Here is a 24,151-nt window from a genome sequence, read left to right as displayed (position 1 = left end):
ATGCTTCGGGTCCGACCCTAAGCCCCATAGACACGCACCCCCTCATGCGTGGCCTTGTAACTCAACGTGCCGACCTGATTCCTGTTCGCTTCGAAGAAGGAACGGCGGCAGGGCACGATGTCAGCCGGGATGCAGGTCCCGGACTTGGCTGCATGGGCGAAGACGGCCGACCGCCGTTCCTTCGGCGCGTCGTCCGGGACGATCACCAACAGGTCGTAATCGCTATCCTCATCGAAATCGCCGCGCGCCCGGCTGCCGAACAGATAGACGGCTTCCGGCTCCAGGGCCGGGACGATCCGGTCCAGCAGGATTCGCAGCTTCTCGTCGTTCCGTGCGTCGATGGCATCCATCATCTACGCCTTTGCTTCCAGAAAAGCGGAAACCGTCGCCCGTACCTGCTCGATTTCAGCCAGCCAATGGGACACGTCGTCGGGATCGGGTTCGTCCGGCGGGCCGTCGAAGATATCCATGCTCGGATAGCGGAAAGCCGCGGCATAAATCGTGAAGCGCTCCAATGGCAACAAGGTCGCACGCAAGGGGTGATCGGGCGGCACATCGTCCAGCAATGCCACGATGTTGTGTTGTTTCGGCGGATGGCGTCCGAAGGAGACAAGAACCGCCTTGACCAACTTCTCTGCAGCCTGCTGGCAATGGTAGGCCGCGGACTTGACCGCAGAGCCCACGAGGCAAGCACGGATCGCCCGGATGTCCTCGTCAACCACCGCCAGCCAGGCCGTGACCACCCTATCGACCATAGACCCGCACCCCGAAGTGATTGGCCTCGTAACAGAGCGTTCCCACCGAATCCTTGTTTCGTTCAAAGCCGGTGCGGGAACAGGGAATGATGTCGGCCGGAACCCGAGACTGCCGGCTGGCCTCGAAGGCGGTGGACATCGACCGCCGTTCTTTCGGTGCATCGTCCGGGACGATCACCAGCAGGTCGTAATCGCTGTCCTCGTCGAAATCGCCGCGCGCCCGGCTGCCGAACAGGTAGACGGCTTCCGGCTCCAGGGCCGGGACGATCCGGTCCAACAGGATTTGCAGCTTCTCGTCGTTCCGCGCGTCGACCATAGCCATGAAGACCTCCGCCGCCCATCCTAACACGGAACGGGCGGCGGAGGATCAAATCACACCGAGAAGTACTTGGCCCGCGGGTGGTGCAGGACGATGGCCGAGGTGCTCTGCTCGGGATGGAGTTGGTCCTCGTCCGACATCTCGATGCCGATGCGGCCGGCATCCAGCAGCTTCAGCAGCTGTTCCTGGTCCTTCAGGTTCGGACAGGCCGGATAGCCGAAGCTGTAGCGGCTGCCGCGGTAGGACTGCTGCAACAGCTTCTCCTTGTCGCGGCTGTCTTCCGAGCCATAGCCCAGCTCCGCACGGATGCGGGCATGGACATATTCCGCCATCGCCTCGGTCATCTCCACCGACAGGCCGTGCAGGTAGAGATAGTCCTGGTAACGGTTCTCGGCGAACCACTCCCGCGCCACCTCGGCACAATGCTGGCCCATGGTGACGACCTGGAGGCCGAGCACGTCACGCTCCGGATCGGTCACGTCGCGCAGGAAGTCGGCGATGCACTCGCCATCCTCCTTGCCCTGGCGCGGCAGCGAGAAGCGCGCGGCCTCGGTGGTGCCGTCCTCCTCGAACAGGATGACGTCGTTGCCGTCGGCCGCCGCCTTCCAATAGCCGTAGACGGCGGTCGGGCGCAGGATTTCCTCCTTCGCCGCGATCTGGAGAATGCGGTCGAGCACAGGCCGCAGCTCCTTCTTCGCCCACTCCTTGAACTCCTCGAAGGACTTGCCGTCCTTCCGGTAGCCCCATTGCAGCTGGTAGAGCATCCGCTCGTTCAGGTAGGTGACCAACGTCTTCAGCGGCACATGGTCGATCAGCTTCGGCCCCCAGAAGGGCGGGGTCGGCACCGGAACGCCCTCGGCCAGCCGGTGGCGGCGGGCGCGGACGGCGTCCTTGTCCACCGGGCCGGTGGCGGCACTGGTCGCCTGCCCCAGCACGCGGCGGCGGTTGGTCGCCTTGCCGGCGCGCTTGGCCTGCTGGATGGCGAGCTGCTGGTCGAAGCTGCCCTCCACCACCTTGTCCATCAGGGTCAGCCCGTCGAAGGCGTCGCCGGCGTAGGCGACGCGGCCCGAGCCGTAGGAGGCCACGCAGTCGCCCTCGACATAGGCGCGGGTCAGCGCCGCACCGCCGAGCAGGACCGGCACCTCCAGCCCCTCGCGGGTCATCTCCTCAAGGTTCTCGCGCATAACCACGGTGGATTTCACCAGCAGGCCGGACATGCCGATGGCGGTGGCCTTGTGCTCCTTGGCCGCCTGGATGATGGCGCTCACCGGCTGCTTGATGCCGAGATTGACCACCTTGTAGCCGTTGTTGGTCAGGATGATGTCGACGAGGTTCTTGCCGATGTCGTGGACGTCGCCCTTGACGGTGGCGAGCACCAGCGTGCCCTTCTGCTGACCCTCGATCTTCTCCATGTGCGGCTCCAGCCACGCCACGGCGGCCTTCATCGTCTCGGCCGATTGCAGCACGAAGGGCAGCTGCATCTTGCCGGCGCCGAACAGTTCGCCCACCACCTTCATGCCGTCGAGCAGGTAGGTGTTGATGATCTCCAGCGGCGGATGGGTCTTCATCGCTTCCGCGAGATCGTCCTCCAGCCCGGTGCGGTCGCCGTCGACGATGCGCTCCTTCAGCCGCTCCTCGACGGTTTCGGCCCGCGCCTTCTTCTTGGCATCCGCCGCCTTGCGGCCCTCGAACAGGGCGATGAAGGCCTGGAGCGGGTCGTACCCCTCGGCGCGGCGGTCGAAGATCAGAATCCTCGGCGGTCTTGACCTCCTTTTCGGGGATCTGGTGCAGCGGCAGGATCTTGGAGACATGGACGATGGCGCCCGTCATCCCCTTCTTCACTGCATGGTCGAGGAAGACCGAGTTCAGCACATGGCGCGCCGCGGCGTTGAGGCCGAAGGAGACGTTGGACAGGCCGAGGATGATCTGGCAGCCGGGCATCTCGCGGGCGATCGCCTCGATGCCCTCCAGCGTCCAGATGGCGAGCTTGCGGTCATCCTCGTTGCCGGTGGCGATGGTGAAGGTCAGCGGGTCGAACAGCAGGTCGGATGGGGCGAGGCCGTATTCGTTCACCGCCAGATCGTAGAGCCGCTTGGCGATCTCCAGCTTGCGGTCCGGCGTCTTCGCCATGCCCTCTTCATCGATGGTCAGGGCGATGACGGCGGCGCCGAACTTCTTGGCCAGCGCCAGACGCTGCCTTGCCGGTTCCTCGCCGTCCTCGAAGTTGATGGAGTTGAGGATCGCCTTGCCGCCATAGAGCGCCAGCGCCTGCTCCAGAACCTTGTACTCGGTCGAATCGACCACCAGCGGCGCCGTCACCGAGCCGGAGAAGCGGGAAATGACCGCGTTCATCTCCGCCACCTCGTCGCGGCCGACGAAGGCGGTGCAGACGTCAAGCGAGTGGCTGCCCTCCTTGACCTGCTCGCGCGCCATCTCGACGCAGCCGTCCCAGTCGTTCTTCTCCTGCAACTCGCGCCACTTCTTGGAACCGTTGGCGTTGCAGCGCTCGCCGATGGCGAAGAAGGCGTTCTCCTGGCGCAGCGTCACCTGGGAGTAGAGCGAGGCCACCGCCGGCACCCAATGGACGGTGCGGCCCTTCGGCGCCGGACGGTGCGAGCCGGCCGGAGCCAGCTTGCGCAGCATCTGGTTCGCCGCCGCGATGTGGGGGACGTTGGTGCCGCAGCAGCCGCCGACGAGGTTGACCCCGTCCTCACCGACGAAGCGCTCCAGCCAGTGGGCGAAGTCGTCGGCGCGGAGCGGGTAATGGGTCTTGCCGTCGACCAGTTCGGGCAGGCCGGCATTGGGCTGGACCGAGATCAGGCCCGGCCAGTTCTGCGACAGCCAGCGCACATGCTCGCTCATCTCCAGCGGGCCGGTGGCGCAGTTCAGTCCCATCAGCGGCACGTCCAGCGCCTGGATGACGGTGGCCGCCGCGGCGATGTCGGTGCCGACCAGCAGCGTGCCGGTGGTCTCCACCGTGACCTGGACGAAGACGGGGGTGTCGCTGTTGGCCTCTGCCCGCGCGCGCTTGATGCCGTTGACGGCGGCCTTGATCTGCAAGGGATCCTGGCAGGTCTCGACCAGGATGGCGTCGGCGCCGCCGGCGATCAGGCCGGCGGCCTGGACATAGAAGCTGTCCTCCGCCGGCTGATAGGCGATGTGGCCGAGGCTGGGCAGCTTGGTGCCCGGCCCGATGGAGCCGATGACGAAGCGCGGCTGCCCGTCCTTGAAGCTTTCCGCCGCCTCGCGCGCCAGCTCGACCGCGCGCTGGTTGATCTCGAAGGCCTTCTCGGAGATGCCGAACTCGCCCAGCGTCACCGGCGAGGCGCCGAAGGTGTCGGTCTCCACCATGTCGGCGCCGGCCTCGAAATAGCCGCGGTGGATGTCGCGGACGATGTCCGGGCGCGACAGGGGCAGGATGTCGGTGCAGTTCTCGTGCCCCCAGTAATCCTTCTCGACGTCGAGGTCGAGCGCCTGGATGCGGCTGCCGAACCCGCCGTCGCAAAGCAGAACACGGTCACGCAGGGTGTCGAGGATGTGGGCCATGGGAATGCGTCTTGTCCGTTATTTGGCGGGTTCGGGGCAGAAAAGGCAGGGTCAGGTCAGGCCGTGGCGGCTCTTTGGCCACCAGTCCTCGTCAAGAAGCTGGTCCAGAGAATAGGGGCAGTCGGCCGGAAGGTCGTTCGGTCGCATGCCATCACGCTCCAGACCGAGAGCGGCGATCTTGCGACCGGACTTGTAAATGTTGGCGGTGTCGATCCGTCCGCGAAGGCTGGGACTGGCCGACAAGTCGCGGGCAACACGGTCGCGGTGTTCGAGGACGGAGACCTTCCAATCGCCGCGCAGATCGGCCGCCGGGGAGTGTTCCAGCTTCAGCAGATGCTCGATCACACGGACCAGCGCGCTTTCGACCGCGCGCAATTCCGACCGGCCCATGCTTTCGATCTCCTCAGCGACATTCTCCCAGTCGACGGGCGTGTTGATGCGCTCGCGCGCCGCCTCGCGGAGCAGGCGGGCCTGCTCCTCGGTCCAGGCGAGGAAGTCGGTGTCGTATCCGATCCGGCTGTCCATTGGCTCAGCCCTCCAGCCCGTGGCGGTTCAGCGGCCACCAGTCGGGATCGCGCAGATCCTCCAGGGCGTAAGGGCAATCCTTCGGCAGCGCATCGATGGCGATGCTGTCGTCCTGGCAGGCGTCGTCACGACCGTCCAGCCACGCCTTTCCCAGGATCTCGGCCGGCCAGCGCTGCAGGCTCGGATGGTCTTCCAGCTTGTCCTGCAGATGGCGGCGGGCCTTGGTCACGGAGATCCGCCATTTCCGGCGCGGATAGGGATCGGGCGACTGTTCGAGTTTCAGAAGATGCTCGATCACCGTGGCCAGATGGCTGCGGATCGCGTCCTTGACCTGCCCGCCCATGATGTCGAGTTCCTCGGCGATGTGCTCCCAATCGATGGGCGAGTTGGAGCGTTCGGTCGCCGCTTCGCGCAGCAGACGCGCCTGTTCCTGGGTCCAGGCGTAGAAGTCCGTGTCGTATCCGATCCGGCTGTCCATGTCATCGCCCTCCCGCGACAATTCGCCGTCCCAGCGTAGCACAGGGCGGCGGCCGGCGCCCTACCCCGCCACCGCTGCCGCCGCCGGAGCGGCCTTCGCCTTGACGCCCAGCATGCGGCAGATGGCGATGGTCAGGTCGGAGCGGTTCAACGTGTAGAAGTGGAAGTCGTTCACGCCCTGCGCCTGCAAGGCCTGGCACTGCTCCGCCGCCACCGTCGCGGCGACGAGCTGGCGGGTCTCCGGGTCGTCGTCCAGACCCTCGAAGGTCTCGGCCAGCTTCGCCGGCATCGAGGCGCCGCACTTGCCGGCGAACTCCACCGCGCGGGCGAAGTTGGTGATCGGCAGGATGCCGGGGACGATCGGCACATGGATGCCGGCCGCCGCACAGCGGTCGAGGAAACGGAAATAGGCGTCGTTGTCGAAGAAGAACTGGGTGATGGCCCGGGTGGCGCCGGCATCGACCTTGCGCTTCAGGTTGTCGAGGTCGAACTGGGCGCTCGGCGCCTCCGGATGGCTTTCGGGATAGGCGGCCACCGAGATCTCGAAATCGGCGATGCGCTTCATCCCCGCCACCAGATCGGCGGCATAGGCGTAACCGCCGGGGAACGGCTCGTATTGCCCGCCGACGCCGCCCGCCGTCTCCGGCGGATCGCCGCGCAGCGCCACCAGATGGCGGATGCCGGCATCCCAATAGGTGCGGGCGATGGCGTCGATCTCGTCGCGGGTGGCGCCGACGCAGGTGAAATGGGCGGCGGCCGGGATGCCGGTCTCGTCCTGGATGCGGCAGACGGTGGCGTGGGTGCGCTCGCGCGTCGAGCCGCCGGCACCGTAGGTCACCGACACGAAGCTGGGCGACAGCGGGGCCAGCCGCCGGATCGACTGCCACAGGCTCTGCTCCATCTTCTCCGACTTGGGCGGGAAGAACTCGAAGCTGATGGACGGCAGCGCAGAGGTGGGCGCGGTCATGACGGAACTCCGCTGAGCGAGTGGGCGGTCTTCGGGAAGGAAATGGCGGCGCCGGCGGCAAGGCGGGTGGCCGGCCAGACGGAAACGGTGAGCGGGTCGCCCGGCAGCTGCACCACCGGGCCGCAGTCGAGGCCGGACTGGCGGCACCAGCCGGCGACCTCGGCATCGGAGAAGCCCAGGCGGCGGTGGGCGTGCTCCTCGCGCAGGGCTTCAAGATGATGGGGGGCGAAATCGACGATCAGCAGCAGCCCGCCGGGGCGCAGGACCCGCGCCGCCTCGGCCAGGACGCCAGAAGGCGATTCGGTGTAGTGCAGCACCTGATGGATCACCGCGGCATCGAAGGATCCCGAGGGGAACGGCAGCTGGTACATGTCGGCCTGGCGGACATGGCAGTGGCGAAGCCCCGCCTCCTCCAGCCGGTTGCGGGCGACGGCCAGCATCTCGCGCGACTGGTCTACCCCGATCGCGCGATGGACGCGCCCGGCGAGCACCTCCAGCATCCGTCCGGTGCCGGTGCCGATATCCAGCAGCTCCTCCACCCCCTCTTCCGGGAACAGGCGCAGCAGAGCGGCCTCGACCTCGCCTTCCGCAACGTGAAGGGAGCGGATTTCGTGCCAGCGCGCAGCATTCTCACGGAAATAGGCGGCAGCGCTTTCCGAGCGGGACCGCTTGATGGCGTCCAGCCGCTCCAGATCGAGGATGAGTGTGGCGTCGTTCGCGGGGATGGCGTCGACCAGGACGCGCGCCAGTTCGGCCGACTGCCCCTTCTCGGCCAGCCGGTAGAAGGCGAAGGTCCCCTCGCGGAAGCGGTCGAGCAGGCCGGCGTCGCACAGGAGCTTCAGGTGGCGCGAGACGCGCGGCTGGCTCTGCCCCAGGATCTGGGTCAGTTCGGTCACCGTCAGCTCGCCGTGCGCGCAGAGTGCCAGCAGCCGCAGTCGCGTCGTTTCGGCCGCCGCCTTCAGCGTCGCAAGCAGATCGTCCATCGCCTCACGTCCGATTCGGGCCGGGAAAGGAGCCGGCCGGACGGGACACCCCGCCCCGCCGGCCTGGATACAGATATAAAGATATCTTTATGCGTCGTAAACCGCTTTTCGCAGCCGCTTGCATCGATGCCCGCGACAGGTCCGCGCCGGCCCGACCCGGTGCCGGCAGTCCGCGGCGGAAAGCGGCGGGATGCAAGCTCTCCCGCCGCATTGCGGCAAAGCCGACACAGTCGCCGCGCCCTCTCCTGCGACAGGCTGGCGCATGCTGGTCAAAAGGCGAAGCCTGTGTTAGGTCAGGAAACGGTGGAAATTCTGCGATATCTCGCCCAATCTTCCTCCCGACCGCGTAGCCACCTTGCCAGGGTTGAGGACTCCAGCCATCGGGGTCTTCGGTTGTGGACAGGAGATGCGGCGACCCGCACCGAGTTCGAGCCCACAGATAAAGAGCCGTCGCACATGAAGCTGGCCAGCCTTTCCCGCTCCCTCCTCCGTTCGGCCACCGTGGTGGCCTTCGCCCTGACGGCCACGGCCTGCGCGACCAACCCGGGCGACTCGGGTGCTGCGGATGCGGCCTACCAGGTCAGCGACCCGCTGGAGATCCCCAACCGCTTCGTCTTCGCCGCCAACGAGGCGGCGGACGTGCTGGTGATCCGCCCGGCGGCCGAGGTCTATGTGGGGGTCGTGCCCGATCCGGTGCGCGACGCCATCCACAACTTCATCGACAACCTGATGTCGCCGCTCTACATCGCCAACAACCTGTTGCAGGGCAATGTGGAGGGGGCGACGAACGCCACCGGCCGCTTCCTGACCAACACCATCCTGGGCGCCGGCGGCATCGCCGACGTCGCGTCGCAGGCGGGCATCCCGCATGCGCCGGAGGATTTCGGCCAGACGCTGGCGGTGTGGGGCGTTGGCGACGGGCCGTATCTGGTCCTGCCGCTGCTGGGTCCGTCGAACCTGCGCGACACCGCCGGCTACGCCGTCGACACCGTGGGCGACCCGATCCGCATCTGGGCCTACGCCAACGACCACAAGGGCGCCTACATGACCCGCGGCATCGTCAGCGCCGTCGACCGCCGGTCGGAGGTGCTGAAGGAGGTCGACGACCTGCGCCGCAACTCGCTGGACTTCTATGCCACCGTGCGCAGCCTGTACCAGCAGCAGCGCCGGGCGGCGATCAGCAACAACAAGGCCGGCACGACTCCGGAATTCCCGGACTTCACCACCGCGCCGAAGCCCTGATCCGTCCCTGACACCTCTTGGCCCCGTCCATCGCGACCGCCGCACGCTCCCTCCGGGAACGGGTGCGGCGACCGCGGCGGCGGGCAAACCGGCGGCCATGGATGCCGGAGCCGGGAGCGTAAGCCTCCTCCAAAAGCATCCGGCGGCAACCCAAAGGCCAGATGACCGTTGACAAAGCCCCAGCAACAGCCACTTTTCGCCCCATCATGCTGACACGCCGCCAGTTTGTCGCGTCCGCTGCCCTGCTCGCGGTGAGCGGTTGGGCCGGGCACTCTCTCATCTCTCCCGCAGCCGCGCAAACCGCGGACCAGGGGGCAAGCGCGTTCATCCAGAAGCTGGGGAACGACGCCATCGCAACCTTCTCGGACAAGAGCCTGTCGCGCGATCAGGCGATCCAGCGCTTCCGCACGCTGCTGTACGCCGGCTTCGACGTGCCGTACATCGGCCGCTGGGTGCTGGGCCGCTACTGGAACAACGCCAACGAGGCGCAGCGGACCGAATACCAGAAGCTGTTCGAACAGCTGATCGTCAACACCTATGCCGAGCGCTTCGTCGAGTATTCCGGCGAGACGTTCAAGATCGCCGGCGTCAGCCCGGCCGGTGAAGCCGACAGCATGGTGACGACGCAGATCGTCCGTCCCAACGGCCCGCCGGTGAATGTCAGCTGGCGTGTCCGCAAGGGCGGCGCCGACTACAAGATCATCGACGTGGTGGTGGAGAATGTCAGCATGGGCGTGACCCAGCGGCAGGAATTCGCCTCCGTCATCGAACAGAATGGCGGCCGCATCGACGGGTTGATCCAGGCGCTGCGCCAGAAGGTCGGCCGTACCGGCTGACCGTTCGACAGCAGTCTAACCTACCGCGAAGCCCGGCCCCTCATGGAGCCGGGCTTCGTCGTTTCAGGCCTCCGATGCGGCCTTTGCGGCGTCGGCCGATGCCATGTCGTCGTCACCGGCCTCCGCAGCGCCGACATTGCGGGTCTCCGGCAGAAGCAGCGCCGCGAGCAGCAGGGCCACGCCCGCGGCCGCGGCCAGCATCAGGAAGGCGGCGCTGTAGCCCTCCCGCACCACCATCTGCCCGGCGGCGGCGGTGCTGAGCGAGGCGCCGATGCCCTGGAGGGTGGCGATTGCGCCCTGGCTGACATTGAAGCGCCCGGTCCCCTCGGTCAGGTCGGCGACCACCAGCGGGAACAGCGCACCGAACAGCCCGGCGCCGACCCCGTCCAGCAGTTGGACGCCGACGAGCCAGGCGGAATTGTCCGACAGGGTGTAGAGGACACCGCGCAGGGGCAGCACCAGGAAGGCGGCCAGCAGCAGGGGCTTGCGCCCCCAGCGGTCGGCCCTGGCGCCCACCAGCATCGCCATCGGCACCATGACCAGCTGTGCCGCGACGATGCAGAAGGACATCAGGCTGGTGCCCAGCGCCGGATCCTTCATCGCCAGCTTCTGGCCGACCAGCGGCAGCATCGCCGCATTGGCGAAATGGAAGAGGGCGGCGCATCCGCCGAAGATCAGCAGCGGCCGGCAGCTGAGGATGACACGCAGACCGGACGGGCTCTCCCGGTCGCCGCCATGGTCCGCGCCATGGAGCCCGCGGGCGACCGCATGGTCGATGGCATTGGCGGGAATGCCGGCGGTGGCGGCGATGCTGCACAACGCCATCGCGGTCATCAGCCAGAACACCGCGATGGGTCCGAAGGCATAGGCGGCCAGACCGGCGAGCAGGGCCGCCACCGCATTGCCGGCATGGTTGAAGGATTCGTTGCGTCCGACCCGGCGGACGAAGGCGCGCGGCCCCAGCATACCCAGCGTGATTGCCGCGATGGCCGGCGGGAAGACCGCTCCGGCGGCGCCCACCGCCGATTGCAGCACAGCGACGACGGTGAAGCTGTTCAGCCAGGGCAGCGTCAGCGAGCCCACCGTCACCAGAAGCGCTGCGACGACGATCACCGCGCGCTTGTAGCGGGTGCCGTCGACCAGCGCTCCGGCCGGCACCTGGGCTGCGATTCCCGCCAGCCCGGCGAGCGTCATCACCAGCCCGATGTCCGCCTCGTTCCAATGCTGGACGGTCAGCAGATAGATCGCCAGATAAGGGCCGAGCCCATCCCGCACGTCGGCTAGGAAGAAGTTCAGCAGATCGAGAGAACGGTCTGGTCCGGCCACGTCGGTCATCCTGCAGGGAGTCCGCCCCGGATGGAGCTGCGGCAACAGAACGCCGAACGGAGCGATTTGCTCCAGAGCATTCAGAAGCAGTGACGCGCCTGTCCGAACGGGCTATCGTTGCAGCGACTCTGCTGTCTTTCGTCATACGGTTGGATCCGGGAACCCGACGCCATGGCCGAACGCGATCCGAAAGAGATCGACGAACTCCGGACGATCATCCAGGCGCATCAGGCATGGCTGAAACGGCCGTCCAGCGGTCGGCGCGCCGACCTCAGCTTCCGCGATCTCTCGCGGCTGAATCTGGAGCGCGTGTCGCTGGCCGGCGCCAAGCTGGCCGGGGCCAACCTCAGCAACGCCCGCATGGTGAAGGCAAACCTGTCGCAGGCCGACCTGTTCGGCGCCGACATGGAGGCGGTGAACCTGACCGGCGCCGTCCTGACCGGCGCCGACCTGCGCGGCGCCAACCTGCACCGCGCCCTGCTGACCGATGCCAACCTGCGCGGTGCCGATTTCCGCGCGGGCGAGCTGGTGGACAGCAGCGGCCAGGAGGGCGGCCAAGAGGGCAGTGGCCGGACCTCCACCCGCGGCACCGGCACCACCCGGCTGACCGAAGCGAAGATGGAGCGGTCGATCCTGGCCGGCGCCAATTTCTCCGGCTGCGACCTGACCGGGGCGGACCTGAACGACGCCGACCTGACGGGCGCGGAGCTGACCTCCGCCGTGCTGATGGGCACCGATTTCTGCGGCGCCAACCTCGACGGGGCGGTGTTCGGCAACACGGTGATGGACCACGCCACCCTGACCCGCACCTTCATCCCCTTCGCCCTGCCGCCCGACGCCATCGTCCGCCCCAGCTACAGCGCGATGCCGGTCGCCGAGTTCCTGGAGCTGGTGGAGCGGCACGAGCGCTGGGTCGACAGCGGCGGGGCGGAGGGGGCCCGGCTCGACCTCGACCTCGTGTCGGTGGCGGGGGCGGACCTGCATGGGCGGACGCTGGCGGCGGCCCGCCTGCGCCGCTGCCGCCTGCCGGGCGCCCGGCTGACCAAGGCCAGCCTGGAGATGGCGGAGCTGTCCTACATCGACCTCGACGAGGCCGACCTGCGCGACGCCGTGCTGCGCGGGGCCACCCTGCGCCGCGCCTATCTGGCTCACACGCTGATGAACGGGGTCGATGCCCGACCGGTGCCGCTGGCCGGCGGCCGCGACTGGCCGGCCAATTTCGAGGGCGCCGACTTCTCCGACGCCGACCTGCGCGACTCCACCATGGGGCCGGCAATCGTGCGCGGTGCCGTGTTCACCAAGGCGCTGACCGACAGCTCCGGCATCGACATCACCGGCGCCACCAGCCCCTTCCCCCCGCCCCCGCCGGAAGAACGGCGGCGGCAGAAGCGCTTCGTCCGCCCCGGCATGGTCGTCCACACCGACCATGGCAGCTTCCCCGCCCGCAACTGGTCGGTCGGCGGATTGTGCCTGCTGGCGGTCAACCAGCCCTACCAGCGCGGCCAGACCTTCCAGGCCCGCGTCGTGCTGGCCGACCAGCAGGAGGTGGCCGCCGTCGCCAACCTCGTCGTCCTGCACCGCGACGAGGAGCGCGGGCAGCTGTCCGTCCGCTTCCACCAGTATGGCGACGACCTGAAGGCGCTGCTGAAGACCGCCTTCCTGGAACACCAGAAGATGGCGGGCTGACACCGGCCGCACAAATTTTCCTGCCATCGCTCCGTCTATTTCAAAGGATCGTTGAATCCCCGGAACGATCAGTGACGTGCCTCTGTTTGAAGGATGCGTGCCGGATGGGAGCAAAACCCTGCCGGTCTACATCCGATAGGAGGCTCCCATGGCAGACGAACAGAAGCCCAGGAAAATTGGTGTGTATGGCGGTTCCGACGGCGGAGCCGGCAGTTTCGGCATGAACTGGATGTGGATCATCATCGGACTGATCGTGGTCGCGGTCGTCCTTTATCTCCTGTTCCGCTGACCCGGCGGCACCCGCCGCCATGACGGCCGACACCGGACCGCCACCCGCCCGGCGCAGCGACGGCGACGATGCGGTCATTCCCCTGCACGACGAGTCGGTGACCGTCGGCAAGCAGCGGGTCGAGCGAAGCCGCGTCCGCGTCACCACCCGCGTGTCCGAACGCGAGCAGATCGTCCGCGAAGCGTTGGAGCATGAGGAGGCCACCGTCACCCGCGTCCCCATCGACCGCGAGATCGACGCCCATCCCGGCATCCGCCAGGAGGGGGACGTCACGGTGATCCCGCTGGTGGAGGAGGTGCTGGTGGTGGAACTGCGCCTGGTGCTCCGCGAAGAGCTGCACATCCGCAAGAACCGACGGACCGTCGAGATCGAGCAGCCCGTCACCCTGCGTTCCGAAGACGCGGTGGTGGAGCGTGTGACCACCCCGCCCTCCCCCGTCCGATCCCCCAATCAGACTTCGCCCGAGGAGTGAGACCGATGACCAAAACCATCGTTGCCCTCTATGACCACCGATCCGACGCGGAAACCGCATCCCGCGATCTGCAGGCTGCCGGGTTCGAGTCCAGCGTCATCGAAATCCTGTCGCACAGCGACCTGTCCAGCGGCGGCTGGGGCGACAGGGACTTGAGCGGCTCCCCCACCGGCACCGCCGCCGGCTCCCTGACCGGCGACAGCTCCATCGGTGCGGCGAGCGGCATGGCCCGCACCGACCTGTCCACCGGCTATGTCGCCTCGCCCAACACGGTGCCGGGCACCGGGCTCAGCATGGAAAGCGGCCTGGGCGCCGGAGCGGGCATGGGCACGATGGGATCCGGCGGCGTCATGACCGGCAGCGGATCCGGCGGAATGCTGGCCCGGCTGACCGGCTGGGGCATCCCGAACCAGGATGCGCAGGTCTATGCCGAAGGCGTGCGCCGCGGCGGATCGTTGCTGAAACTGCGGCTGGAAGAGGAGGATGTCGACCGCGCCATGGACGTGCTGGAGCGCGGCAACGTGGTGGATGTCGAGGAACGCGGCAGCGCCTACCGCGACTCCGGCTGGGCCGGCTACGACGAAACCGCCGCTTACTACGATGACCAATCGGCGGAGGAGGAGCGCGTACGCTACTCGCCGGGCCGCACCGCCATCGACACCACGGGCAGCACGACGATGGGCAGCACGACAGCGGGCACTGCGGCCGGGCTGACCGGAGCCGCCGCCGCCATGCGCGACGTGAACGCCGACAGCACCCGGACCGGCAGCGCCGAACGGGAAGAGCAGATTCCGATCGTCGAGGAGCAGGTCAACATCGGCAAGCGCAGCGTCGAGCGCGGCGGCGTCCGCGTCCGCAGCTATGTCGTCGAGACGCCGGTCGAGGAGCAGGTCCGCCTGCGTGACGAGACCGTCACCGTCGAGCGCCGCCCCGGCGGCCTGGTCGGGGGCAGCAGCGAGGTCCCGGCCGACGCCTTCCGCGAGCGCACCATCGAGGTGACGGAGACCGACGAGGAAGCGGTGGTCAGCAAGACCGCCCATGTCCGCGAAACCGTCGTGGTCCGCAAGGATGTCGAGGAACGCGCCCAGAGTGTCCGCGACACCGTCCGCCGCACCGAGGTGGAGATCGAGGACACGCGGGACGAAAAGTTGCGTGACCGCCGCACCGACCGGTCGGACGATGTGACCCGCTGACCGGACTGACCGTTCACGGATATGGAAAAGGCCGCCCCTTCCAATCGGAGGGGGCGGCCTTTTCCGTTCAGCCACCAGGATCGGCAGCCAGGATCAGCTGCGCACCAGCGGCTTGTACTTGATGCGGTGCGGCTGGTCGGCGTCGGCGCCCAGGCGGCGCTTCTTGTCGACCTCGTAATCCTGGAAGTTGCCCTCGAACCATTCGACGTGGCTTTCGCCCTCGAAGGCCAGGATGTGGGTGGCGATGCGGTCGAGGAACCAGCGGTCGTGGCTGATGACCACGGCGCAGCCGGCGAAGCTCTGCAACGCGTCTTCCAGCGCCCGCAGCGTATCGACGTCGAGATCGTTGGTCGGTTCGTCGAGCAGCAGGACGTTGGCGCCGGACTTCAGCATCTTGGCGAGGTGGACGCGGTTGCGCTCACCGCCCGACAGCTGCCCGACCTTCTTCTGCTGGTCGGGACCGCGGAAGTTGAAGCTGGAGACATAGGCGCGGCTGGGCATGGTCTTCTTGCCCAGCTCGACCAGATCCAGCCCGTCGGAGATCTCCTCCCACACCGTCTTCTTGGCGTCGAGGCTGTCGCGGCTCTGGTCGACATAGCCGAGCTTCACCGTGTCGCCGACGCGGAAGGTGCCGGCATCCGGCCCGTCCTGCCCGGTGATCATGCGGAACAGCGTGGTCTTGCCGGCGCCGTTCGGGCCGATGACGCCGACGATGCCGCCCGGCGGCAGCCGGAAGGACAGCCCGTCGATCAGCAGCCGGTCGCCGAAGCCCTTGGCGATGCTCTCCGCCTCGATGACGACGTTGCCGAGGCGCGGCGGCACCGGGATGACGATCCGGGTCTCGCCGGACTGTTCCTTGCCGCTTTCGGCCAGCAAGGTCTCGTAGGCGGTGATGCGCGCCTTGCTCTTGGCCTGACGGGCGCGCGGGCTCTGCCGGATCCACTCCAGTTCGGTGGCCAGCTGCTTCTGGCGCGACTCTTCCTGGCGGCCTTCCTGCTCCAGGCGCTTCTGCTTCTGCTCCAGCCAGGACGAGTAATTGCCTTCCCACGGAATCCCCGACCCGCGGTCGAGTTCGAGGATCCAGCCGGTGACGCTGTCGAGGAAGTAGCGGTCGTGGGTGACCAGCACGACGGTGCCCTTGTAGTCCTCCAGATGCTTCTGGAGCCAGGCGACCGATTCGGCGTCGAGATGGTTGGTCGGTTCGTCGAGCAGCAGCAGGTCGGGCTTCTCGAGCAGCAGCTTGCACAGCGCGATGCGGCGCTTCTCGCCGCCCGACAGCTTGGTCACGTCGGCGTCGCCCGGCGGGCAGCGCAGCGCGTCCATGGCGATCTCGACCGTGCGGTCGATGTCCCAGGCGTCGGCCGCGTCGATCTTCTCCTGCAGTTCGCCCTGTTCGGCCAGCAGCGCGTCGAAGTCGGCGTCCGGGTCGGCCATCAGGTTCGACACTTCGTTGAAGCGGTCGAGCAGCGCCTTGGTCTCGCCCAACGCTTCCATGACGTTCTCATGGACGTTTTTGGTCGGATCGAGCTGCGGCTCCTGCGGCAGGTAACCGACCTTGGCGCCCTCGGCCACCCAGGCCTCGCCGGAGTAGTCCTTGTCCAGCCCGGCCATGATCTTCATCAGGGTCGACTTACCGGAACCGTTGACGCCGAGCACGCCGATCTTCACACCCGGCAGGAACGAGAGCCAGACGTTGTCGAGAACCTTCTTGCCGCCAGGATAGACCTTGGTCAGGCCCTTCATGACATAGACATACTGGTAGGACGCCATGCGCCGCTCCGACCTTCCGAAAAAATGTGAGAATTGGCGCCGCCCCATCCCGATGGTTCTACGGCACCCTGTCGCTAGGGACTGGTTTTAGCGCATAAGGGCCTTGCATGAAACCTTGTTGAGCCACCCGGCGGGGGCCGGGCGGCGACGGGAGGAACAGGATTGGTCAGTTCCAAGGTCGAAATCTACGTCGATGCCGACGCCTGCCCGGTCAAGGCCGAGGTCTACAAGGTCGCCGGCCGCACCGGCTCCAAGGTCTGGCTGGTCGCCAACGCGCCGCTGCGCCTGCCGACGGAGTGCATGGCGGAACTGGTCGTGGTCAGCGACGGCTTCGACGCCGCCGACAACTGGATCGCCGAGCATGCCGGCCCGACCGACGTCGTGGTGACGGCGGACATCCAGTTGGCCGACCGCTGCGTGAAGCGCGACGCGGTGGTGATCGGCCCGACCGGACGCCCCTTCACGCCCGACAGCGTCGGTTCGGCACTGGCGACCCGCGCGCTGATGCAGGATTTGCGCGACATGGGCGTGGTCAGCGGCGGCAACGCCCCGATGAGCCAGCGCGACAAGTCGCAGTTCCTCCAGACGCTGGACCAGGCGGTGCAGGCGCTGAAGGCGGGGCGGCGGCCGAAGTTCCGGTGAGGGGAAGGAGGGGGCCGAGGCCCCCTTACACCCGCACCACCTTGCCCGGATTCAGCAGGTTGTCCGGATCGAAGGCCCGCTTCAGGTCGCCCATGACGTTGAACGCTTCGCCGGTTTCCTGTTCCAGGAAGGCCATCTTGCCGTAGCCGATGCCGTGCTCGCCGGTGCAGGTGCCACCCATCTCCAGCGCACGGGTCACCATCTTGTCGGCGAGGCGCTGCGCCTCGGCCAGCTCCGCCGGGTTCTCGGGGTCGAGGACATAGACGAGGTGGAAGTTGCCGTCGCCGACATGGCCGACCATCGGGGCCAGCATGTTGGACTCCGCCAGATCCTGCTTGGTCTCCAGGATGCAGTCGGCAAGCCGCGAGATCGGCACGCAGACGTCGGTCGGCCAGCCCTTCGACCCCGGACGCAAGGCGAGTGCCGCGTAGTAGGCGTCGTGCCGGGCCTGCCACAGCTTCGAGCGGTCCTCCGGCCGGGTGGCCCAGGCGAACTCCATCCCGCCATGCTCGGCGGCGATGGCGGCCACCATCTCCGCCTGCTCCTTCACCCCGGCCTCGGTGCCGTGGAACTCGAAGAACAGGGTCGGGGCGACGGCGTAGTCGAGCTTGGAGTATTTGTTGACGGCGTCGATCTGCACCTCGTCCAGCAGTTCGATGCGGGCGACCGGCACGCCGACCTGGATGGTCTGGATCACCGTGTCGACGGCGCCCTTGATGGTCGGGAAGGCGCAGACGGCGGACGAGATGGCTTCCGGGATGCCGTAGAGCTTCAGCGTCACCTCGGTGATGATGCCGAGCGTGCCTTCGGAGCCGACGAACAGCCGGGTCAGGTCATAGCCGGCCGCCGACTTGCGCGCCCGCCCGCCGGTCTTGATGACGCGGCCATCGGCCAGCACCACGGTCAGGCCCAGCACATTCTCGCGCATGGTGCCGTAGCGCACGGCGTTGGTGCCGCTGGCCCTGGTCGCCGACATGCCGCCCAGCGAGGCGTTGGCGCCGGGATCGATGGGGAAGAACAGGCCGGTGTCGCGCAGATGCTCGTTCAGCTGCTTGCGGGTCACGCCGGCCTGGACGGTCACGTCCAGATCCTCCGGGCTGACGCGCAGGATCTGCTGCATGCCCGACAGGTCGATGGTGATGCCGCCGGCCAGCGCGGCGATGCCGCCCTCCAGCGAGGTGCCGGTGCCGAAGGGGATGATCGGCAGCTTGTGCTTCGCGCAGATCCTGACGATTGCGCTGACCTCTTCGGTCGAGTTGGCGAAGGCGACGCCGTCCGGCGGGAAGGGGGTGTGATAGGATTCGTCCTTGCCGTGATGCTCGCGCACCGGCAGGGAGGTGGTGAACCGGTCGCCCAGCAGAGCCGACAGCTCGGCCCGGGCCTCCTCGGTCAGGGCCGCACGCGGCCGGGTGGTGGCGATGACGGTCATGGGTGTTGTCCTCCCCGCTGGACGGTTCATTGGTATGACCAAAGGAAGCTAGAGCGGCGGACAAGTGCTTGGCAAGACGGGTGTTGCGCAACGGTGGAATGCCGGAGTGCGGCGGGATGGTTCCAATCTCACGCATGAAGCGCCACACCTGTTGCACCGGCGGCGCAACAGTCCGTGCAACAGGTGTTGCAACGCCCCACCCCGCCGCACCACCTCCAACCGTTGAAAATCAAGAAAATCCGCTGAACTGACCATCTGGCACGGCGGTTGCTCTTACTCCCTCGAACCGCGCGTCGATCAACGGCGCGCATCAGCGAGGGGGAGGCGCCATCTTGGCTCCGGTCGTCGGCATCGTCGCCAATCCGGTTTCAGCCCGCGATATCCGCCGGGTCGTCGCCAACGCCACCAGCCTGCAGATCGCCGACCGGGCGAACATCCTGCTGCGTGTGCTGGCGGCGCTGCGTGCCTGCGGCGTCCGCGACGTGCTGATGATGCCGGAGAATGGCGGCATCCGTGCCCATGTCGAGCGCGGCCTGATGCGGGCCAGGGGGAATGGCGCCTCGGGCGGCCAGGACATCTACCCTGCCCTCCACACCGTCTCCATGCCGGTCACCGGCACCGTCGCCGACACCCACCGCGCCACCGCGGAGATGAGGCGGGCCGGCGTGTCGGCTCTGGTGGTGCTGGGCGGCGACGGCACCCATCGGGCGGTGGCGGCGGAATGCGGGACGGTGCCCATCGCCGGCATCTCCACCGGCACCAACAACGCCTTCCCCGAACATCGCGAGCCGACGATCACCGGGCTCGCCACCGGGCTGGCGGTCACCGGGCGGGTGCCGCCGCACATCGCGTTTGCCGCCAACAAGCGGATCGACGTATCGCTCGACAGCGGGGCGACCGGCGCCACCGTCACCGAGATGGCGCTGGTCGATGTCGCCCTGGTGACGGAGCGCTACATCGGCGCCCGTGCCCTGTGGCGGACCGAGAATTTCCGCGAACTCTACGTCACCTTCGCCGACCCGGAGGTGATCGGCATGTCGGCCATCGCCGGCCTGCTGGAACCCGTCGGCCGCGACGAGAGCGGCGGCCTGATGGTGCGGCTGTCGCCCAATGGCGATGGCGCCGGCGATTGCCGCAGGGGCATCACCACCCTCAACGCTCCCATCGCGCCGGGAATGATGGCCCGGGTCGGCGTCACCGACTGGCGCCGCATGCCGGCCGGCGTGGCCTTCGTGCCGGAGGTCACCGCCGGCTCGATCGCGCTGGATGGCGAGCGCGAGCTGTCCTTCACCGAACGCGACCGTCTGTCCCTGACGCTCAGGGACGACGCCTTCCGCACGGTCAACGTCGCCGCGGTCATGCGGCACGCCGGCCAGAACCGGCTGCTGACCGGCACCCCGGTGCCCGTCGCCGCCGCCTTCTAAACATCAAACACACTCCAGGGAGAAAACACCTCATGGCCCAGAATCCCTTCCCTCTCGGCAAGGACGAGCTGCTGAAGGCCTACCGCACCATGCGGACGATCCGCGAGTTCGAGGAGCGGCTGCACGTCGATTTCGCCAAGGGCGACATCCCCGGCTTCGTCCACCTCTATGCCGGCGAGGAGGCCTGCGCCACCGGCATCATGATGCACCTGAACGACAACGACCGCATCGCCTCCACCCACCGCGGCCACGGCCACTGCATCGCCAAGGGCGTCGACGTCCACGCGATGATGGCGGAGATCTACGGCCGCAGCACTGGCGCCTGCCGGGGCAAGGGCGGGTCGATGCACATCGCCGACCTGTCCAAGGGCATGATGGGCGCCAACGGCATCCTCGGCGCCGGGGCACCGCTGATCTGCGGCGCGGCGCTGGCGGCCAAGGTGCGCGGCGACCGCGGCGTCGGCATCACCTTCGTCGGCGACGGCGCGTCCAACCAGGGCACCTTCCTGGAGAGCCTGAACCTCGCCGCGGTGTGGAACCTGCCGGTGGTCTTCGTGGTGGAGAACAACGGCTATGCCGAATCCACCGCGATGGAGTGGGCGGTGTCCTGCGACAGCTACGTCGACCGCGCCACCGGCTTCGGCATGCCGGGCGTCACGGTGGACGGCACCGACTTCTTCGCGGTGTACGAGGCAGCCGGCGAGATCATCCGCCGCGCCCGCGACGGCGGCGGCCCGGCGCTGCTGGAATGCAACATGGTCCGCTTCTACGGCCATTTCGAGGGCGACGCCCAGACCTACCGCGCCAAGGGCGAGCTGGAGGCGATCCGCGCGTCCCGCGATTGCCTGACCATCCTGTCGGAACGGGTGGTCGAGGCCGGGGTGATCGGCCGCGACGAGCTGCAGGCCATCGACCGCGAGGTGAACGCGCTGATCGAGGACGCCACGCGCGCCGCCAAGGCCGCCCCGCTGCCGGCGCCGGAAGACCTGCTGCGCGACGTCTACGTGGCCTACTGAGCCACGTCTACGTCGCCTACTGAGCCAAACCCCAATCCAAGAGACGCGAAACGCGCGGAGGAAACACATGTCCCGCAAGATCAGCATGAAGCAGGCGATCAACGAGGCCCTGGATCTGGAGATGCGCCGCGACCCCACCGTCATCGTCATGGGCGAGGACATCGTCGGCGGCACCGGCGCCCAGGGCGAGGACGACGCCTGGGGCGGCGTGCTGGGCGTCACCAAGGGTCTGTACGCCAAGCATGGCGACCGGCTGATGGACACGCCGCTGTCGGAATCCGCCTATATCGGTGCCGCCGTCGGGGCCGCCGCCTGCGGGCTGCGGCCGGTGGCCGAGCTGATGTTCCTCGACTTCATGGGCGTCTGCTTCGACCAGATCTTCAACCAGGCCGCCAAGTTCCGCTACATGTTCGGCGGCAAGGCGGAGACCCCGGTGGTGATCCGCGGCATGGTCGGCGCCGGCTTCCGCGCCGCCGCCCAGCATTCGCAGATGCTCACCCCGCTGTTCACCCACATTCCGGGTCTGAAGGTGGTCTGCCCCAGCAACGCCTATGACGCCAAGGGCCTGCTGATCCAGTCGATCCGCGACAACGATCCCGTGATCTTCTGCGAGCACAAGAATCTCTACGGCCTGGAATGCGAGGTTCCGGCCGAGAGCTACGCCATCCCCTTCGGCGAAGCGAACGTGCTGCGCGACGGCGACGACGTGACCATCGTCAGCTACGGCCTGACCGTCCACCGCGCGATGGAGGCGGCGGCGACGCTGGCGAAGGAGGGCACCGAGGCCGAGGTGATCGACCTGCGCACCCTGTCGCCCATCGACTGGGACACCATCGTCGAGAGTGTGGAGCGCACCGGCCGGCTGGTGGTGGTGGACGAGGCGCATCCGCGCTGCAACCTCGCCACCGACATCGCCGCCTTCGTCGGCCAGAACGCCTTCGGGGCGCTGAAGGCCGGCATCCAGATGGTCACCGCCCCGCACACCCCGGTGCCCTTCGCGCCCTCGCTGGAGGATCTGTACGTTCCCAGCGCCGACAGCATCGCCAGCGCCGTGAAGCGCACCCTGTCGCCCAAGGGCGCATCGCCGCGGATCGCGGCGTAACAGACCGGCCTCACACCACACAGCACGCACGAGCCGCCCCACCCCCTCATTCCCGCCTCAGCGGGAGTGATGGGAGGGGTGTGCGCCAAGCAAAAAAGCATTCCCAGGAGACCGAGTTCCATGTTGAACGAGCGCATCAAGCCCATCGTCATGCCGAAATGGGGCCTGTCCATGTCGGAAGGCAAGGTCACCGGCTGGCTGAAGCGGCCGGGATCCACCATCTCCATCGGCGATGAACTGCTGGAGGTCGAGACCGACAAGATCACCAATGTGGTCGAGGCGGGCGAAACCGGCGTGCTGCGCCGCGTGCTGGGCGAGCCCGGCACAGTCTACCCAGTCAAGGCGCTGATCGCCGTGCTGGCCGACCCCGACGTGCCCGACGACGACATCGATGCCTTCATCAGCGCCTATGCCGTCCCGGCCAGCGAAGACGACGGCGACGCCGAGGCCGGCCCGCAATACCACACCGCGGAAACGCCGGCCGGAACCATCCGCTACGCCAAGCGGGGCGAGACCGGGCCGACCGTCCTGCTCGTCCACGGCTTCGGCGGCGATCTCGACAACTGGCTGTTCACCATCGACGCGCTGGCGGAGAAGGCCACCGTCTATGCGCTCGACCTGCCCGGCCATGGCCAGTCGAACAAGCGGATCGCCGATCCCAGCCTGTCCGGCCTGTCGAAGGCGGTGCTGGGCTTCCTCGATGCGGTCGGGGTGGAGCGCGCCCATTTCGTCGGTCATTCGATGGGCGGGGCGGTGTCGATGCGCACGGCGCTCGACGCGCCGGGGCGGGTGGCGTCGCTGTCGCTGATCGCGTCGGCCGGTCTCGGCGAGCAGATCGACCACAGCTACATCCAGGGTTTCGTCGGTGCGACATCGCGCCGCGACCTGAAACCGGTCCTGGAGACGCTCTTCGCCGACCGTGGCCTTGTCAGCCGCCAAATGGTTGACGACCTCCTGAAGTACAAGCGGCTGGACGGTGTGGACGAGGCGCTTCGGGCGCTGTCGGCCTCGCTGTTCGCCGAGGGCCGGCAGGCCAGCGTGCTCGCCTCCGGCATCGCGGACGCCAGGACGCCGACGCTGGTGGTGTGGGGCGAGGAGGACCGCGTCATCCCCGCCGACCATGCCCAGGCGCTGGCGAACACGGCCCAGGTCGCCGTCATCCCCGGCGCCGGCCACATGGTGCAGATGGAGGCGGCCGGCAAAGTGAACGCGCTGCTGAAGGACCACATCGCCAAGGTGGACTGAGGAGGCCAGCCCCCTTCCCGCCCCTTTCCCCGGTTCCCGAACCCTTCGCCACCGGCGCGCAGGCTGTCCGCCAGCGCGCCGGCAGGAGACCGTTCATGCCCGATCTCAAGGACAAGTGCATCATCGTCACCGGCGCCGGCCGCGGCATCGGCGCCACCATCGCTCATGCGCTGGCAGCCGACGGTGCCAAGCTGACCATCGCCGACCGCAACGCGGCCGACGCCCAACAGGTCGCCGAGGCCATCCGTACGGCCGGCGGCAGCGCCATCGCCGTCACCGTCGATGTCCGCGACCGCGCCGCCGTCCGCCGCATGATCGACGAGACGGTGAAGGCCCATGGCCGGCTCGATGTCCTCTTCAACAATGCCGGCATCGCCCAGACCAAGCCCTTCCTCGACATCACCGAGGACGACTGGCACACGGTCAACGACGTCAATGCGCTGGGCGTGCTGATCGGCATGCAGGAGGCGATCAAGACGTTCCGCAAACAGGGCAGCGGCGGCAAGATCGTCAACACCGCCTCCATCGCCGGCAAGCAGGGCTACGAGCCGCTGGCCCATTACTCGGCCAGCAAGTTCGCCGTGGTGGCATTGACCCAGGCTGCCGCCCGCGGCTTCGGCAAGGACGGCATCACCGCCAACGCCATCTGTCCCGGCGTGGTGGCGACCGAGATGTGGAAGATCATCGACCAGGGCTTCCGCGACACCGGCATCACCAAGTCGGAGAACGAGGCCTTCGACATGTTCGCCGCCGGCGCCGTGCTGGGGCGGCCGTCGCGGCCCGACGATCTGGTCGGCGTCGCCCGCTTCCTCGCCTCGTCCGACAGCGATTTCATGACCGGCCAGTCCCTGCTGGTCGATGGCGGGATGGTGTTCGCCTGACCGCAGCAGACACTCGCCGACAACGA

Annotated in this window: 22 protein-coding genes and 1 pseudogene; 12 read left to right on the top strand and 11 right to left on the bottom strand. The window is 67.8% G+C overall.

Annotated elements, in window-relative coordinates:
- Positions 1-17 precede the first annotated feature (17 nt).
- The 8 genes and pseudogenes from ACWPN3_RS27785 to ACWPN3_RS27750 all read right to left on the bottom strand — a co-directional run bounded on the left by ACWPN3_RS27785 (position 18) and on the right by ACWPN3_RS27750 (position 7,572).
- Positions 18-353, bottom strand: a complete 336-nt coding sequence (locus tag ACWPN3_RS27785) for a nucleotidyltransferase domain-containing protein (protein WP_492240185.1) — start codon at positions 351-353, stop codon at positions 18-20.
- The gene (locus ACWPN3_RS27780) at positions 354-755 is read right to left on the bottom strand and encodes a HEPN domain-containing protein (protein WP_109450404.1); all 402 of its coding nucleotides are present in this window, start codon (positions 753-755) and stop codon (positions 354-356) included.
- Complete coding sequence (locus ACWPN3_RS27775; protein WP_109450406.1) at positions 745-1,077, bottom strand: nucleotidyltransferase domain-containing protein; 333 nt, start codon at positions 1,075-1,077, stop codon at positions 745-747. The genes ACWPN3_RS27780 and ACWPN3_RS27775 overlap by 11 nt, the downstream gene beginning before the upstream one ends.
- Before the next feature lie 50 nt (positions 1,078-1,127).
- Positions 1,128-4,620, bottom strand: a pseudogene (gene metH / locus ACWPN3_RS27770) (methionine synthase).
- A gap of 51 nt (positions 4,621-4,671) precedes the next feature.
- The gene (locus ACWPN3_RS27765) at positions 4,672-5,145 is read right to left on the bottom strand and encodes a DUF29 domain-containing protein (RefSeq protein ID WP_492240184.1); all 474 of its coding nucleotides are present in this window, start codon (positions 5,143-5,145) and stop codon (positions 4,672-4,674) included.
- Between the two features lie 4 nt (positions 5,146-5,149).
- Entirely contained in the window at positions 5,150-5,623 is a 474-nt protein-coding gene (locus tag ACWPN3_RS27760) for a DUF29 domain-containing protein (protein ID WP_109450413.1), read from the bottom strand.
- Positions 5,624-5,683: 60 nt separating this feature from the next.
- Positions 5,684-6,589, bottom strand: coding sequence for a methylenetetrahydrofolate reductase [NAD(P)H] (gene metF, locus ACWPN3_RS27755; RefSeq protein WP_492240183.1), 906 nt, complete (start codon positions 6,587-6,589; stop codon positions 5,684-5,686).
- Positions 6,586-7,572: an ArsR/SmtB family transcription factor gene (locus ACWPN3_RS27750; protein ID WP_492240182.1), complete on the bottom strand. Its 987-nt coding sequence runs from the start codon at positions 7,570-7,572 to the stop codon at positions 6,586-6,588. The genes metF and ACWPN3_RS27750 overlap by 4 nt, the downstream gene beginning before the upstream one ends.
- 456 nt (positions 7,573-8,028) lie before the next feature.
- On the opposite strand from ACWPN3_RS27750, the gene ACWPN3_RS27745 reads away from it, so the two are divergent.
- Together ACWPN3_RS27745 and ACWPN3_RS27740 are read left to right on the top strand one after the other, a co-directional pair.
- Positions 8,029-8,814: an MlaA family lipoprotein gene (locus ACWPN3_RS27745; RefSeq protein ID WP_109450420.1), complete on the top strand. Its 786-nt coding sequence runs from the start codon at positions 8,029-8,031 to the stop codon at positions 8,812-8,814.
- 206 nt (positions 8,815-9,020) lie between these two features.
- Positions 9,021-9,650 carry an MlaC/ttg2D family ABC transporter substrate-binding protein gene (locus ACWPN3_RS27740; RefSeq protein ID WP_109450422.1) on the top strand — a complete coding sequence of 210 codons (630 nt, stop codon included), beginning with the start codon at positions 9,021-9,023 and terminating at the stop codon, positions 9,648-9,650.
- A gap of 63 nt (positions 9,651-9,713) precedes the next feature.
- On the opposite strand, the gene ACWPN3_RS27735 is transcribed toward ACWPN3_RS27740, so the two are convergent.
- On the bottom strand, positions 9,714-10,985 hold the full coding sequence (locus ACWPN3_RS27735; protein ID WP_492240181.1) for an MFS transporter: 1,272 nt from the start codon (positions 10,983-10,985) through the stop codon (positions 9,714-9,716).
- A gap of 162 nt (positions 10,986-11,147) precedes the next feature.
- Here ACWPN3_RS27735 and ACWPN3_RS27730 point away from each other — a divergent pair, with 162 nt between their 5' ends.
- The 4 genes from ACWPN3_RS27730 to ACWPN3_RS27715 all read left to right on the top strand — a co-directional run bounded on the left by ACWPN3_RS27730 (position 11,148) and on the right by ACWPN3_RS27715 (position 14,616).
- Positions 11,148-12,662 carry a pentapeptide repeat-containing protein gene (locus ACWPN3_RS27730; RefSeq protein ID WP_492240180.1) on the top strand — a complete coding sequence of 505 codons (1,515 nt, stop codon included), beginning with the start codon at positions 11,148-11,150 and terminating at the stop codon, positions 12,660-12,662.
- Between the two features lie 148 nt (positions 12,663-12,810).
- Positions 12,811-12,951 carry a hypothetical protein gene (locus ACWPN3_RS27725; protein ID WP_492240179.1) on the top strand — a complete coding sequence of 47 codons (141 nt, stop codon included), beginning with the start codon at positions 12,811-12,813 and terminating at the stop codon, positions 12,949-12,951.
- A 19-nt stretch (positions 12,952-12,970) separates the two neighbouring features.
- Positions 12,971-13,423, top strand: coding sequence for a YsnF/AvaK domain-containing protein (locus ACWPN3_RS27720; protein ID WP_492240178.1), 453 nt, complete (start codon positions 12,971-12,973; stop codon positions 13,421-13,423).
- 5 nt (positions 13,424-13,428) lie between these two features.
- The gene (locus ACWPN3_RS27715; RefSeq protein WP_492240177.1) at positions 13,429-14,616 is read left to right on the top strand and encodes a YsnF/AvaK domain-containing protein; all 1,188 of its coding nucleotides are present in this window, start codon (positions 13,429-13,431) and stop codon (positions 14,614-14,616) included.
- Positions 14,617-14,709: 93 nt separating this feature from the next.
- Here the strand turns inward: ACWPN3_RS27715 and ettA are convergent, their stop codons facing one another.
- Entirely contained in the window at positions 14,710-16,386 is a 1,677-nt protein-coding gene (gene ettA, locus ACWPN3_RS27710; RefSeq protein ID WP_098740304.1) for an energy-dependent translational throttle protein EttA, read from the bottom strand.
- A gap of 162 nt (positions 16,387-16,548) precedes the next feature.
- On the opposite strand from ettA, the gene ACWPN3_RS27705 reads away from it, so the two are divergent.
- Positions 16,549-17,028, top strand: coding sequence for a YaiI/YqxD family protein (locus tag ACWPN3_RS27705; protein ID WP_492240176.1), 480 nt, complete (start codon positions 16,549-16,551; stop codon positions 17,026-17,028).
- 25 nt (positions 17,029-17,053) lie between these two features.
- Here ACWPN3_RS27705 and ACWPN3_RS27700 read toward each other — a convergent pair whose 3' ends face one another.
- On the bottom strand, positions 17,054-18,457 hold the full coding sequence (locus tag ACWPN3_RS27700; protein ID WP_492240175.1) for an FAD-linked oxidase C-terminal domain-containing protein: 1,404 nt from the start codon (positions 18,455-18,457) through the stop codon (positions 17,054-17,056).
- A 332-nt stretch (positions 18,458-18,789) separates the two neighbouring features.
- Between ACWPN3_RS27700 and ACWPN3_RS27695 the strand changes: the two genes are divergently transcribed.
- The 5 genes from ACWPN3_RS27695 to ACWPN3_RS27675 all read left to right on the top strand — a co-directional run bounded on the left by ACWPN3_RS27695 (position 18,790) and on the right by ACWPN3_RS27675 (position 24,125).
- Positions 18,790-19,881 carry an ATP-NAD kinase family protein gene (locus ACWPN3_RS27695; RefSeq protein ID WP_492240174.1) on the top strand — a complete coding sequence of 364 codons (1,092 nt, stop codon included), beginning with the start codon at positions 18,790-18,792 and terminating at the stop codon, positions 19,879-19,881.
- A gap of 32 nt (positions 19,882-19,913) precedes the next feature.
- Positions 19,914-20,897 (top strand): thiamine pyrophosphate-dependent dehydrogenase E1 component subunit alpha, encoded by a 984-nt coding sequence (locus tag ACWPN3_RS27690; RefSeq protein ID WP_098740309.1) that lies wholly within the window; start codon positions 19,914-19,916, stop codon positions 20,895-20,897.
- Between the two features lie 67 nt (positions 20,898-20,964).
- Positions 20,965-21,999, top strand: a complete 1,035-nt coding sequence (locus tag ACWPN3_RS27685) for an alpha-ketoacid dehydrogenase subunit beta (protein WP_492240173.1) — start codon at positions 20,965-20,967, stop codon at positions 21,997-21,999.
- 120 nt (positions 22,000-22,119) lie between these two features.
- Positions 22,120-23,244 carry an acetoin dehydrogenase dihydrolipoyllysine-residue acetyltransferase subunit gene (locus ACWPN3_RS27680; RefSeq protein ID WP_492240172.1) on the top strand — a complete coding sequence of 375 codons (1,125 nt, stop codon included), beginning with the start codon at positions 22,120-22,122 and terminating at the stop codon, positions 23,242-23,244.
- A gap of 95 nt (positions 23,245-23,339) precedes the next feature.
- A complete protein-coding gene (locus ACWPN3_RS27675) occupies positions 23,340-24,125 on the top strand; it encodes a glucose 1-dehydrogenase (RefSeq protein ID WP_492240171.1) in 786 nt (261 codons plus the stop codon).
- Positions 24,126-24,151: the final 26 nt, after the last annotated feature.

It is taken from the genome of Azospirillum sp. UENF 111221 (assembly GCF_058780625.1).
This window is presented reverse-complemented; position numbering and strand designations above follow the sequence as displayed.